General features: G+C 51.2%; 12 protein-coding genes. 6 read left to right on the top strand and 6 right to left on the bottom strand.

Annotation, left to right across the window (positions count from 1 at the left end):
- Window positions 1–3: 3 nt before the first annotated feature.
- Both secD and yajC read right to left on the bottom strand, forming a co-directional pair.
- On the bottom strand, window positions 4–1857 hold the full coding sequence (gene secD, locus ACTHR2_RS00415; protein ID WP_070504494.1) for a protein translocase subunit SecD: 1854 nt from the start codon (window positions 1855–1857) through the stop codon (window positions 4–6).
- Between the two features lie 75 nt (window positions 1858–1932).
- Entirely contained in the window at window positions 1933–2199 is a 267-nt protein-coding gene (gene yajC / locus ACTHR2_RS00410; protein WP_003675720.1) for a preprotein translocase subunit YajC, read from the bottom strand.
- Window positions 2200–2375: 176 nt separating this feature from the next.
- Between yajC and ACTHR2_RS00405 the strand changes: the two genes are divergently transcribed.
- The 4 genes from ACTHR2_RS00405 (at window position 2376) to ACTHR2_RS00390 (ending at window position 7802) form a co-directional block, all read left to right on the top strand.
- The gene (locus tag ACTHR2_RS00405) at window positions 2376–3434 is read left to right on the top strand and encodes a histone deacetylase family protein (protein ID WP_263340956.1); all 1059 of its coding nucleotides are present in this window, start codon (window positions 2376–2378) and stop codon (window positions 3432–3434) included.
- A 233-nt stretch (window positions 3435–3667) separates the two neighbouring features.
- Window positions 3668–4732: a 2,3-butanediol dehydrogenase gene (locus tag ACTHR2_RS00400; RefSeq protein ID WP_107868072.1), complete on the top strand. Its 1065-nt coding sequence runs from the start codon at window positions 3668–3670 to the stop codon at window positions 4730–4732.
- Between the two features lie 118 nt (window positions 4733–4850).
- The gene (locus tag ACTHR2_RS00395; RefSeq protein WP_263340905.1) at window positions 4851–5993 is read left to right on the top strand and encodes an NADH-dependent flavin oxidoreductase; all 1143 of its coding nucleotides are present in this window, start codon (window positions 4851–4853) and stop codon (window positions 5991–5993) included.
- Window positions 5994–6206: 213 nt separating this feature from the next.
- Window positions 6207–7802, top strand: coding sequence for a peptide chain release factor 3 (locus ACTHR2_RS00390; protein ID WP_070645472.1), 1596 nt, complete (start codon window positions 6207–6209; stop codon window positions 7800–7802).
- 48 nt (window positions 7803–7850) lie between these two features.
- On the opposite strand, the gene ACTHR2_RS00385 is transcribed toward ACTHR2_RS00390, so the two are convergent.
- Entirely contained in the window at window positions 7851–8621 is a 771-nt protein-coding gene (locus ACTHR2_RS00385; RefSeq protein ID WP_263340901.1) for a sulfite exporter TauE/SafE family protein, read from the bottom strand.
- A gap of 194 nt (window positions 8622–8815) precedes the next feature.
- Here ACTHR2_RS00385 and ACTHR2_RS00380 point away from each other — a divergent pair, with 194 nt between their 5' ends.
- Window positions 8816–9361: a TIGR00645 family protein gene (locus ACTHR2_RS00380; RefSeq protein ID WP_070583616.1), complete on the top strand. Its 546-nt coding sequence runs from the start codon at window positions 8816–8818 to the stop codon at window positions 9359–9361.
- Window positions 9362–9430: 69 nt separating this feature from the next.
- Here the strand turns inward: ACTHR2_RS00380 and ACTHR2_RS00375 are convergent, their stop codons facing one another.
- The 3 genes from ACTHR2_RS00375 to ACTHR2_RS00365 all read right to left on the bottom strand — a co-directional run bounded on the left by ACTHR2_RS00375 (window position 9431) and on the right by ACTHR2_RS00365 (window position 12105).
- A complete protein-coding gene (locus ACTHR2_RS00375) occupies window positions 9431–10381 on the bottom strand; it encodes a bile acid:sodium symporter family protein (protein WP_263340896.1) in 951 nt (316 codons plus the stop codon).
- Between the two features lie 580 nt (window positions 10382–10961).
- Window positions 10962–11126 carry a hypothetical protein gene (locus ACTHR2_RS00370; RefSeq protein ID WP_263340894.1) on the bottom strand — a complete coding sequence of 55 codons (165 nt, stop codon included), beginning with the start codon at window positions 11124–11126 and terminating at the stop codon, window positions 10962–10964.
- A gap of 91 nt (window positions 11127–11217) precedes the next feature.
- Window positions 11218–12105 carry a YicC/YloC family endoribonuclease gene (locus ACTHR2_RS00365; protein WP_283255494.1) on the bottom strand — a complete coding sequence of 296 codons (888 nt, stop codon included), beginning with the start codon at window positions 12103–12105 and terminating at the stop codon, window positions 11218–11220.
- Window positions 12106–12244: 139 nt separating this feature from the next.
- Here ACTHR2_RS00365 and rph point away from each other — a divergent pair, with 139 nt between their 5' ends.
- Window positions 12245–12973 (top strand): ribonuclease PH, encoded by a 729-nt coding sequence (gene rph, locus ACTHR2_RS00360; RefSeq protein WP_263340892.1) that lies wholly within the window; start codon window positions 12245–12247, stop codon window positions 12971–12973.
- The last annotated feature ends 58 nt before the right edge of the window (window positions 12974–13031 follow it).

The following is a 13031-nucleotide window of genomic DNA, read 5'->3' as shown; positions in this document are numbered from 1 at the left end:
GTTTTACTCCTTGCCTTCTGCCATTTCAGCTTTCGGCTTCCACACCGCACCAATGGAAATATTCCGCAATTTGCGACGGCGGCCGTACCACAAGTTAACCAAAGCACGGAACACGACCACAGATGAATACATCGAGGTCAGAATACCGATACAGTGCACAACGGCAAAACCGCGTACAGGGCCGGAACCGAATACCAACAAAGCGATACCGGCAATCAGAGAGGTCAAGTTAGAGTCGACAATGGTTGCCCAAGCGTGTTGGAAACCGAGGTTGATGGCCTGCTGCGGTGCGACACCGGCACGCAGTTCCTCACGGATACGTTCATTAATCAACACGTTGGAGTCAATCGCCATACCCAAGGTCAAAGCCAAGGCGGCAATACCCGGCAAGGTCAGCGTTGCCTGCATGGCAGACAAAATACCCACCAAAAACAAGATATTGGTACTCAAGGCAATGGTAGAGAAGAAACCCATCAAGCGATAGTAAATCACCATGAATGCAGCAACAGCGGCAAAGCCCCACAAGGTAGAGTGGAAACCTTTTTCAATGTTTTCTTTACCCAAAGACGGGCCGATGGTACGTTCTTCGACAATCTGCATCGGCGCGGCCAGCGAACCGGCACGCAGCAACAATGAAGTATCGTTGGCTTCGGCTGTCGTCATGCTGCCGGAAATTTCTACACGGCCACCGGTAATGGCGGCGCGGATAACAGGCGCGGTCACGACTTCGGATTTACCTTGGTCGATCAACACCATAGCCATACGTTTACCCACATTGGCCGAAGTCAATTCGCCAAAAATGCTGCCGCCTGCACTATCCAGGCTCAGGCTCACGGCAGGCGCGCCCATTTGGTCAAAGCTAGGTTGCGCATCGTTGATGTTGTCGCCGGTCAGTTCAACTTGTTTGTTGACCAAGATAGTTTCCGGATGATCGCCACCGCTTGACAGCAATTCGTAACCGGTCGGCACATTGCCGTTCAAAGCTTCTTGCAGTTTGATCGGATCGTCTTCCACCATACGCACTTCCAAAGTCGCGGTACGGCCGATAATGTCTTTGGCTTTGGCAGTATCTTGCACGCCCGGCAGCTGTACAACAATGCGGTCAAGGCCGGATTGTTGGATAACCGGTTCGGCTACGCCCAATTCGTTCACACGGTTGTGCAACGTATTGATGTTTTGTTTAACTGCATCAGAACGTACTTTATTGATTGCCTCTTCAGACAAAGTCAGCACGATATTGTTGCCATCCGGCAGCAGCGTGGCTTCAGGGAACAATTTTTGCAACTGAGGTAAGGCTTTTTGTACATCGGCAGCATCTTGCAAAGGCACGGTCAGACCGTTTTCAGTCTGATGCACCGTGCCGGTACGGATTTTTTCGCGGCGCAATTCGCGGCGGATATCGCCGGAATAACGTTCAAACGTTTTCTGCATCGCGGCTTTCATGTCCACCTGCATGGTGAAATGCACGCCGCCGCGCAAGTCCAGACCCAGGAACATCGGATTGGCTTTGATTTTCGCCATCCACTCAGGACTGTCTGCCAACAGGTTGAGCGCGGTAATATAGCCCTCGCCCAAAGTATTTTCGATGACGTCGCGCGCTTTCAATTGCGTTTCGGTATCTTTGAAACGCACTTTCAGCGAGTTGTCGACGATGAACATACCATCAGTCTGAATACCTGCCTGTTTCAGCGCGGCATCCACTTTAGACTGGGTTTGATCGTTGATCACGATGGCTTGTCGGTTGGTCGATACCTGTACGGCAGGCGTTTCACCGAAAAGGTTGGGCAGCGAGTAAACAGCCGCAACCACAATCGTGAACGCAATCAGCAGGTATTTCCATAAAGGATAACGGTTCATGGTAAACCTTTGCTTTATTTATAAAGGCAAACAGCCGCGCTCGGAAAATGAGGCGGCTTTTTGCAAAAAAACGGATTATTCGGCTTTCGCGGCAATCGCGTTGCGCTCAACTTCCACTTCGATTTTCGCACCTTGACCGATGTCGACAGTGTAGAATTGCTCGCCGACTTTGGTCACGCGGCCTTTGAAACCTGCCGCCAAAACGACTTTATCGCCGACTTTCAAAGCGGCCAACATCGCTTGGTGCGCTTTGAATTTCTTTTGTTGAGGACGCATAATCAGGAAGTAGAACACCACCATGATCAGCACTAAAGGGGCAAATTGAGCCACTGCTTGATTCATAATATATCCGTTCTTTCAAGTTTTAGATTAAGTAAAAAACTGCACACTGCAATTAAACACATTGGTTGGACTGCAAAATTGAGCTATTCTAAAGGCCGTCTGAAAAATTTCCAAGCATTTCCGTATTTATTAACCATATTTAGCAGTCCGTGCGACTCGTTCGAGACACACTTTCCATGCTTAAAAAAATCATTTGGCGCGTGCGTACCCTGCTGCGTCGACTACTTGGCAAAAATGCCCGCACCGTATGGATTTCCCATCCGATATTTCTGCAGCACCAGCCAGGCACCAACCACCCCGACAAGCCAGAACGCATCAGCGCCATTCAAGCCGCCTTAAAAACGGAAGGCATTTGGCGTCATCTGCAAACCGCTGAAGCACCCGAAATCAAAGATGCACAACTGGCATTGGTCCACTCGCGCAACTATCTGCACGAGTTGGAAGCCGCCCAGCCGCTCCCCGGCAAAATCCACCGCATCGATGACGATACGGTCATCTGCCACGACTCCCTTCAAGCCGCCCGTTTTGCGGCCGGAGCCGTTGTCAAGGCAGTCGATATGGTGATGAATAAAAAAGCCTGGCATGCTTTTTGCGCCATCCGCCCGCCAGGCCACCATGCCCACAGCAACAGCGCCGGCGGCTTTTGCCTGATCAACAACGTTGCCGCCGGCGTGATGCACGCCATTGCCCAATACCGCTTGCAACGCATCGCCGTCATCGATTTCGACGTCCACTTCGGCGATGGTACAGCGGAGATTCTCCGAGATGATCCGCGCGTGATGTTTTTCAACCTGTTTGAAACCGACATCTTTCCCTTCCCTCAGGCGGAACAATACGCCGGCAATAAGAATATGCTGCATACGCCCCTAAAACCGGGCACAGGCAGCCGTATCTTCCGCACGACCATCCGCGAACAATGGCTGCCCAAGCTCACGGCTTTCCGCCCCGAGTTGGTGTTGCTTTCGGCAGGTTTTGACGGGCATAAACAAGACGAAACAGGCCGTCTGAACCTGCATGAAGCCGACTTTGCCTGGCTGACGCACAAAATCGTCCAAGCAACGGCAAGCTGCCAAGGACGTGTCGTTTCCGTACTGGAGGGCGGCTATACCTTGGAATCCATGTCCAAATCCGCCGCCGCCCACATCCGCGTATTGGCGGGCTTAAGCAAGGCCGATTACGTCATCGCCTACCAAAAGCATCTGAAGCGCGGCAAAAGTAACAATCCTACACCATAACGCATTCAAACTATTGCCCCAGGCCGTCTGAAAACAGATTATCCATTTCAGACGCCCTTTTTTTCATTTACAAACTTTAATTTGAGCAAAGACAAACCATTTCCATATTATCAGTAGTAAAATAACAAACATAAAACATATCAATAAAAATATTTCACACGCCACACTGCTTCCCTTTCCCCAATTGACCGTCTTTTTCAGACGGCCTCCACTTTAAAAAAAGGAGCGTTACAATGAAAGCAGCACGTTTTTACAACAAAGGCGACATCCGCATCGAAGACATTCCAGAGCCAACCGTAGCTCCGGGTACTGTCGGCATTAATGTTGCGTGGTGCGGTATCTGCGGTACCGACCTGCACGAATTCATGGAAGGCCCGATTTTCATTCCGCCTTGCGGCCATCCACACCCAATCTCCGGCGAGTCTGCGCCAGTTACCATGGGTCACGAGTTCTCCGGCGTGGTTTATGCCGTAGGCGAAGGCGTGGACGACATCAAAGTCGGCCAACACGTTGTTGTCGAACCCTACATCATCCGCGACGACGTACCGACCGGCGAAGGCAGCAACTACCACCTCTCCAAAGACATGAACTTCATCGGCTTGGGTGGCTGCGGTGGCGGCTTGTCTGAAAAAATTGCCGTTAAACGCCGTTGGGTACACCCTATTTCCGACAAAATCCCATTGGACCAAGCTGCTTTGATTGAGCCTCTGTCTGTCGGCCACCATGCTTATGTACGCAGTGGCGCGAAAGAAGGCGACGTCGCGTTGGTCGGCGGCGCAGGCCCAATCGGTTTGCTGTTGGCTGCCGTATTGAAAGCCAAAGGTATCAAAGTCATCATCACCGAATTGAGCAAAGCGCGTAAAGACAAAGCACGCGAATCCGGCGTTGCCGACTACATCCTCGACCCATCCGAAGTCGATGTCGTCGAAGAAGTGAAAAAACTGACCAACGGCGAAGGTGTAGACGTTGCATTCGAATGCACCAGCGTCAACAAAGTGCTGGACACCATGGTCGAAGCGTGCCGTCCGACTGCGAAAGTCGTCATCGTATCCATTTGGAGCCACCCCGCTACCATCAACGTCCACAGCGTTGTGATGAAAGAGCTGGACGTGCGCGGCACCATCGCCTACTGCAACGACCACGCCGAAACCATCAAATTGGTTGAAGAAGGCAAAATCAACCTTGAGCCTTTCATCACCCAACGCATCAAACTGGACGAATTGATTTCCGAAGGCTTCGAGCGCTTGATCCACAACAACGAATCCGCAGTAAAAATCATTGTTAATCCTAATCTTTAATCCTAAGGCTTAAAGAATAAACAGGCCGTCTGAAACTTTTCAGACGGCCTGTTTACTTGATAATTTCCCGAATGGCCCAATTCTCTGCCAACCATTCACTTATCAAGAGCAAAATCTCATGAATCCAAAATACGCCCCACTCTTCCAAACATACACCCTCAATAACGGCGTAACCATCAAAAACCGCCTTGTCGTCGCCCCCATGACCCATTTCGGCTCACAAGCCGACGGTTTAATCAGCGACCAAGAGCGTACTTTCCTCAGCAACCGCGCAGGCGATATGGGCATGTTTATCACTGCCGCCACTTTGGTTCAAAAAGACGGCAAAGCCTTTCACGGCCAACCTGAAGCCACAGGCGAACACTGCCTCGACAGCCTGAAAGAAACCGCACAAATCCTGCAACAACAAGGCGCAAAAGCGATTTTGCAAATCCATCACGGCGGCTCCAAAGCCATTGATGACCTCTTGGACGGTCTCGACAAAATCAGCGCTTCCGCCAGCGAAGCCGAACACGCACGCGAAGCGACCGCAGAAGAAGTCGAAGCACTCATCGCCTCTTATGCGCAAGCCGCCGATTTGGCGCTTCGTGCAGGTTTTGACGGCGTGGAAATCCACGGTGCCAATACCTATTTGCTCCAACAGTTTTACTCTGCCCAAAGCAACCGCCGCAACGACCAATGGGGCGGCGGCTTGGAAAACAGAATGCGCTTCCCGCTGGCCGTTGTCGATGCCGTGGTTGCCGTCCGTGAAAAACACCAGCGCAACGACTTCATCATCGGCTACCGCTTCTCCCCTGAAGAACCGGGCGACGACGGCTTAACCATGACCGAAACCGGCGCACTGATTGACGCATTGGTACAAAAACCGCTGCAATATCTGCACGTTTCCTTGTGGGAATTTGATAAAAAAATCCGTCGCGGCGGCGATACCGCCCAAACCCGTATGCAGTTCATCCACGAACGCATCAACGGCAAACTGCCGCTTATCGGCGTGGGCAACCTGTTTACCGCCGACCAAATTTTGGCCGCCTATGAAACCGGCTGGGCAGAATTTATCGCATTGGGCAAAACTGTGATGATTAATCCGCACATCGCCACACAAATCCGTGAAGGCCGCGAAGATGAAATCGAAACGCAACTCGACCCGACGCGTGCCGACCATTACGGCCTCCCCGACACCTTGTGGGGATTTGCCTCCAGCGGTACGCAATCATGGCTGCCGCCGGTGAAAGGCGCAGAATGGAAACCGATGGATATTTAATCATCGATTCATAAACAAAGGCCGTCTGAAACTTTTCAGACGGCCTTTGTTTTGGTACAAACATTGAATTATCAAGCATTTTTTTGTACAATTCCGCATCTTTCAATCTATTGCAGGGCGTGTTGCACACGCCCTTATTTTAGCCTGTTTTCCAACACCCATATCCTTCAGGCCGTCTGAAAAAACGGCCTGAACCTTTTTGCAAAGAAAACCATGTCCCAAGAAATCCTCGACCAAGTGCGCCGCCGCCGCACGTTTGCCATCATCTCCCACCCTGACGCGGGTAAAACCACGTTGACCGAAAAACTGCTGCTGTTTTCAGGTGCGATTCAAAGCGCGGGTACGGTGAAAGGTAAGAAAACCGGCAAATTCGCTACCTCCGACTGGATGGACATCGAGAAGCAGCGCGGCATTTCCGTGGCATCAAGCGTAATGCAGTTCGACTACAAAGACCATACCGTCAACCTCTTGGACACGCCGGGACACCAAGACTTCTCCGAAGACACCTACCGCGTATTGACCGCCGTCGACAGCGCCTTGATGGTCATCGACGCGGCAAAAGGCGTGGAAGCGCAAACCATCAAACTTTTGAACGTCTGCCGCCTGCGCAATACGCCGATTGTTACGTTCATGAACAAATACGACCGCGAAGTACGCGATTCTCTGGAATTGCTGGACGAAGTGGAAAACATCCTGCAAATCCGCTGCGCGCCCGTAACCTGGCCGATCGGCATGGGCAAAAACTTCAAAGGCGTGTACCACATCCTGAATGACGAAATCTATCTCTTCGACGCAGGTGGCGAACGTCTGCCGCACGAGTTCGACATCATCAAAGGCATCGACAATCCCGAATTGGAACAACGCTTTCCGCTGGAAATCCAGCAGTTGCGCGACGAAATCGAATTGGTGCAGGCTGCTTCCAACGAGTTTAATCTCGACGAATTCCTCGCCGGCGAACTCACACCCGTGTTCTTCGGCTCTGCGATTAACAACTTCGGTATTCAGGAAATCCTGAATTCATTGATTGAATGGGCGCCCGCACCGAAACCGCGCGACGCGACCGTACGCATGGTCGAGCCGGACGAGCCGAAATTTTCCGGATTTATCTTCAAAATCCAAGCCAATATGGACCCGAAACACCGCGACCGTATCGCCTTCTTGCGCGTCTGCTCTGGTAAATTCGAGCGCGGCATGAAGATGAAACATCTGCGCATCAACCGCGAAATCGCCGCCTCCAGCGTGGTTACCTTCATGTCCCACGACCGTGAGCTGGTAGAAGAAGCCTACGCCGGCGACATTATCGGTATCCCGAACCACGGCAACATCCAAATCGGCGACAGCTTCTCCGAAGGCGAACAACTGGCGTTCACCGGCATCCCATTCTTCGCGCCCGAACTGTTCCGCAGCGTCCGCATCAAAAACCCGCTGAAAATCAAGCAACTGCAAAAAGGCTTGCAACAGCTTGGCGAAGAAGGCGCGGTACAGGTTTTCAAACCGATGAGCGGCGCGGATTTGATTTTGGGCGCGGTCGGCGTGTTGCAGTTTGAAGTCGTTACCTCGCGACTGGCCAACGAATACGGCGTAGAAGCCGTGTTCGACAGCGCATCTATCTGGTCTGCGCGCTGGGTATCGTGCGAAGACAAGAAAAAGCTGGCGGAGTTTGAAAAAGCCAATGCCGGCAATCTGTCGATAGACGCAGGCGGCAACCTCGCCTACCTCGCGCCTAACCGCGTCAATCTGAATCTAACACAAGAACGCTGGCCGGATATCGTGTTCCACGAAACACGCGAGCATTCGGTTAAACTGTAAAACACAAAGGCCGTCTGAAACATTCAGACGGCCTTTTTTCATTCGATATCAACCCAATAAATCCCAAGCAAACTTTCCAATGGTCAGGCACAGCAGCAACATAAATCCGTAACGCAGCAGCTTGGTTCCGCCGCGCATTGCCAAGCACGCGCCGACCACGCCGCCGCATAAATTCGCCAGTGCCAACGGTATCGCCCATGCCCACACGACATGGCCTTGCGGGATAAAAAACGTCAGCGCGGCAAGATTGGTGGTCGAATTGATGACCTTTGCCGAGGCGTTGGCCGCTAAAAAATCATAGCCGTAAAAGCGGACGAACACAAAAGCCAGTAGACTGCCCGTCCCCGGCCCGAACACGCCGTCGTAAAATCCGATTAACGCGCCGAAAAATAAGCCCCATAAAGTTTCGCGACACGTCAGCTTTTCAGTGCGCACTGTCTGCCCCAAGTCTTTTTTCAAAAAGGTGTACAGACACATGGCAATCATGATGACCAGCATTGCCGGTTTCATGTATTGCACGGGGAAATACACCACCGTTTTTGCTCCCAAATATGAAGCGGCAAATGCCAACGCCGCGGCAGGCAGCAGCATTTTCCACGGCACGGGGATTCGGCGCAGGTATTGCCCCGTCGCAGTCAACGTGCCGCAGCAGGAAGCAAATTTATTGACACCCATCACCGAGGCCACAGGCGTGGCGTTTGGCAATAGGTTGAACAATCCGGGAATCTGCAACAGCCCGCCGCCGCCAACGGCCGCATCCATCAGCCCGGCGGCAAAGCCGACCAACACCAGATAATAAAAAAACGAATCTGCAAGCATAATGTCCATCTCTAAAAAGCAAAGCGATTTTGCGCGTGTTTGCTTGTCCTGACAACCTACAAGGCCGTCTGAAAACAAGAAACCATATTCTGTTTTCAGACGGCCTTCTTTTTCAATTCAGTCGCTCAAATTGCAGCTTAAAAATTTTTCCATTAAAATGCCGCCCCTTATCTTCCCTACACACAACACATTTTATGGAACATTCCACCCCGACCAAGCGCACAGCCCACGAACGAATGGGTATCTTCGCGCATTTCATTTTCGCCAGCCGCTGGCTGCAACTGCCGATTTATATAGGCTTGATTATCGCCCAAGTCATTTATGCCTGTAAGTTCCTCAAATCCTTGTGGCACTTGGTATCCAATTTCAGCATCATGGATGAAAACACCATCATGATCGCCGTATTGAACCTGATTGATGTCGTGATGATTGCCAATCTGCTGACCATGGTCATTGTCGGCGGCTACGAGACCTTCGTCTCCCGCCTTCACGTTGACGAACATCCCGACCAGCCCGAATGGCTCAGCCATGTCAATGCTTCGGTTTTGAAGGTTAAGCTGTCGATGTCCATCATCAGCATTTCCTCCATCCATCTGCTGCAAACCTTCCTCAACGCCGCCAATCTGTCGGAAAAACAAATCATGTGGCAATGTATTACCCACATCTGCTTCCTAATTTCCGCGCTCGCCATGGCTTTAACGGACAAAATCGTGTACAGCACGACGCATAAAGCGCATTGATAAAAGGTAATCAAAAGGCCGTCTGAAATGTTTCAGACGGCCTTTTGTTATCTGGCAATGTTTACCGGCTTATTGCTTACGCTTGTCCCACCAGGCAAATAAGTTGCCCAAAATCGTTCCTGACACAGAGTGCCAAACGCAGGCAACGGCGGCGGCAACGGCAGACTCAGCATTACCGGGGAAGAATTTAGCACTCAAACCGGTGGCAAGTCCGGCATTTTGTACACCGACTTCGATGGCAAGGGTGCGTTTTTTGGCAGTGTTCATGCCGGTCAGTGCGCCGCTGTAATAGCCGAGGATGTAGCCACCGATATTGTGGGCAGCGATGGCAAGTACCATAACGAAGGCGGACTCGGCGAAACGATGGCCGTGAACGGCAGCAACGCCGCCGACAATACAGGCAAATGCGACAACGGCAACAGCCGGCATAATCGCGCGCACGTCTTCAAACCAGTGTTTTCTATGTAGCAAGATATTGGCGGCAGAACCGATAACGACGGGCAACAGGGTAACGAGCAGCATAAATTTGAACATACCCCAGCCGTCCATTTCGACGGTTTGACCAACCAAATAAGTCATCCACAACGGCGTCATCACAGGCGCGATGACGGTGGAGACAGTCGTCATGCCAACCGAAAAGGCAACATCGCCTTTAGCCAAAAAACTCATAATATTGGACGAAACGCCGCCCGGGCAGGTACCGACCAAAACCAGACCCAGCGTCAATCCGGGCGAAAGGTCAAAGGCTTTGGCAATACCGATGGCGAGCAGGGGCATAATCGTGTATTGGGCGATGGCGCCGATAAAAATATCGAGCGGACGTTGTGCCAGAATTTGATAATCTTCTTTGCCCAAAGTCATGCCCATACCCAGCATGATAATGCCGAGTACGACGACTTGCGTATCGCCTTTTACCCACGAAAAAGTGGTAGGTTCGATAAAGGCGATGATGGAGGCAAGGACGATAATCAGGGCGGTGAAGCGGGTCATTTGCCGACTGATAGCGGTCAAAAAGTTCATATTTTTACTCCTTTGTATGTTTTTATCATGACAATAATTGCCATAATTTAACGGATATTAACTTTTATATACAGCTCTGGCAATAACCACGTTTGATATTTCAAACATGAATGACCTACCCCGCCCTTTATAGCCATAAAACTGCAGGGTGAATAAACTATTTTTCTCGCTCCTTTTTCAATCTTTCATTCCGCCAACGATACCATTCTTCAGGACTCATTTTTTTCCTCATCGGTCATATTTCCCGAACAGGCGATAATGGTGAAATCTATGACATGCCCATCGTCACGCTCGACAGTAGCAGAAAAAACTTCTTTACCTTGATAGCATAGTGGCCACTCGCCTCGAAGTTGTCCAGTACCGCATTGCGCATGATGCGGGCAAGTTACGTCATCAATGGTTGGGTATTACTTGTACGCTGTGCAATAGCATTTAAGCTTTTTGCAGAGCATCTATGTTGATTTTTATCTTGACCATCAGTATATTGTCTTTAACAAAGCCGTAAAGCATGGGTTACCAAATGGAAAGGGAGCGGTGGCACAAGCCCCCGTGTGATCCTGTTCGAATCAGGCAAAATGCTTTACGGCTTTTTCCATAACAGTTCAATCGCATTCAAACTTATTATCCGGTTTGGGTCATCAACATTAACTATATTGGTTAAGAATTTCTCTTTTTTGCCAATAAGCGGATTTTGTGCCTCCGCTTTATAATCCATCGCAAAAATCAGCTTGCCTTTAATGATCATGCCTGAATCTCTTTGTTTACTTGGAATTGATTGATAAAAGGCCGTCTGAAAACTTTTTCAGACGGCCTTGTTTTATCCGTTCATTATCAATTTATTCGATATTTTGAACCTGTTCGCGCATTTGCTCGATCAAGACTTTCAGTTCAACCGACGCTTGCGTGCATTCGGCGGCGATGGCCTTGCTGCCCAAAGTGTTGGCTTCGCGGTTGAGCTCCTGCATCAGGAAATCCAAACGTTTGCCTACGCTGCCCTTGCCTTCGGTAACGATGCGGCGCACTTCGGCGATATGGGTGCGCAAACGGCTGAATTCCTCATCCACATCGGATTTTTGGATGAATAAAGCAAATTCCTGTTGCAAACGGTCGTTGTCGATATTGCCGACGGCTTCTGCCAAACGGGTTTTGACTTTGTCCATATGCGCCTGCAGTAGACTTGGGAACAATTCGTTCAAAGCATCCACAATCTCTTCCATGCCGTCCAGACGTTGCAGCAGGTGCTCACCCAGTTTTTTGCCCTCGCGTTTGCGGGCGGCTGTGAACTCTTTCAAAGCGCTGGTCAATAAATCTTTGACACCTTTCGCCAAGGCCTCGGAGTCTTCGCTCTGACCTGCCAAAACGCCGGGGAAACGCAAAACGTCGGCCACGCTCAGCTTGCCGAAATTGTGTTCCTTGCGCCATTCTTTGTTCAAATGCGCCAGTTGTGCGACCAAATCCTGATTGACTTCCAAAGCCTGTCCGCCCGAAGCCGCATCTTGCAGCTGAACGCGGCACTCCAGTTTACCGCGCGCCACAGCTGCGGCAATCTGTTCGCGCAATGCGCCTTCCAAATAGCGCAACTCTTCCGGCATACGGAATTGGACATCCAAATAACGATGGTTGACTGCGCGGATTTCCAAATTAATCCGCTTGCCGCCACATTCGCCTGCGGCATTGGCAAAGCCGGTCATGCTGTGGATTTGAATAGTTCGTCTTGTAGCCATGGTTTTACTCCGTTTCCAAATACGAGTGAAAGTATGGACACTATAACACACCCGACCGACGATTTTCAGACGGCCTTTGATGCCAAATTCCTCTATAATTCAAGGCAACCTATTTTTCATTCCGCCCCAAAGGATCATCATGAGCGACTACACCCGCACCGGCCGCGCCGCCGACAGCCTGCGCAACATTAAAATCACCCCCAATTTCCTCCCCCACACCGACGGCTCCTGCCTCATTGAGTGCGGCAACACCAAAGTAATTTGCACCGCCTCCATCGATGAAAATGTCCCACCGTTCCTGCGCGGTAAAGAACAAGGCTGGGTGACTGCCGAATACGGTATGTTGCCGGCATCCACCGCCTCCCGTATGCGCCGTGAGGCCGCCGCAGGCAAACAGTCCGGCCGCACACAAGAAATCCAACGTCTGATCGGCCGCTCGCTGCGCGCCGTTGTCGATATGGAAAAACTTGGCGAACGCCAAATCCTGATTGACTGCGACGTCATCCAAGCCGACGGCGGCACGCGTACCGCTTCCATTACCGGTGCCTACGTTGCCCTGCAAATCGCCGTAGACAAACTCCTTTCAGACGGCCTTATCAGCGAAAATCCCATCCGAGAAGCCGTTGCCGCCGTTTCCGCCGGCGTGGTGGGCGGTGTACCACTTTTGGATTTGGACTATCCCGAAGATTCAGGCTGCGACAGTGATGTCAACATCATCATGACCGCATCCGGCAAAATCATCGAAATCCAAGGTACGGCCGAAGGCGCACCGTTCAGCATCGAAGAATTGGGCAAGCTGATTGCCTTGGCACATAAAGGCATTGCCGAATTGGTTCAACACCAGCAGGCTGCCCTTTTGGCCCTATAATCAGCAAGGCCGTCTGAAAGATTTCAGACGGCCTTTTTTAACCAAACCCCTTTATGCG

Source organism: Neisseria sp. P0006.S004 (genome assembly GCF_051963015.1).
GTDB lineage: Bacteria > Pseudomonadota > Gammaproteobacteria > Burkholderiales > Neisseriaceae > Neisseria.
The sequence above is the reverse complement of the archived record's forward strand: the minus strand, read 5'-3'. Positions and strand labels throughout refer to the sequence as shown.

Coding starts and splice junctions, on each gene's coding strand:
- ACTHR2_RS00365 (WP_283255494.1), bottom strand. CDS start 12,105: ATGGCTACAAGACGAACTATTCAAATCCACAGCATGACCGGCTTTGCC.
- rph (WP_263340892.1), top strand. CDS start 12,245: ATGAGCGACTACACCCGCACCGGCCGCGCCGCCGACAGCCTGCGCAAC.
- secD (WP_070504494.1), bottom strand. CDS start 1,857: ATGAACCGTTATCCTTTATGGAAATACCTGCTGATTGCGTTCACGATT.
- ACTHR2_RS00405 (WP_263340956.1), top strand. CDS start 2,376: ATGCTTAAAAAAATCATTTGGCGCGTGCGTACCCTGCTGCGTCGACTA.
- ACTHR2_RS00385 (WP_263340901.1), bottom strand. CDS start 8,621: ATGCTTGCAGATTCGTTTTTTTATTATCTGGTGTTGGTCGGCTTTGCC.
- ACTHR2_RS00395 (WP_263340905.1), top strand. CDS start 4,851: ATGAATCCAAAATACGCCCCACTCTTCCAAACATACACCCTCAATAAC.
- ACTHR2_RS00390 (WP_070645472.1), top strand. CDS start 6,207: ATGTCCCAAGAAATCCTCGACCAAGTGCGCCGCCGCCGCACGTTTGCC.
- ACTHR2_RS00375 (WP_263340896.1), bottom strand. CDS start 10,381: ATGAACTTTTTGACCGCTATCAGTCGGCAAATGACCCGCTTCACCGCC.
- ACTHR2_RS00380 (WP_070583616.1), top strand. CDS start 8,816: ATGGAACATTCCACCCCGACCAAGCGCACAGCCCACGAACGAATGGGT.
- yajC (WP_003675720.1), bottom strand. CDS start 2,199: ATGAATCAAGCAGTGGCTCAATTTGCCCCTTTAGTGCTGATCATGGTG.
- ACTHR2_RS00400 (WP_107868072.1), top strand. CDS start 3,668: ATGAAAGCAGCACGTTTTTACAACAAAGGCGACATCCGCATCGAAGAC.
- ACTHR2_RS00370 (WP_263340894.1), bottom strand. CDS start 11,126: ATGATCATTAAAGGCAAGCTGATTTTTGCGATGGATTATAAAGCGGAG.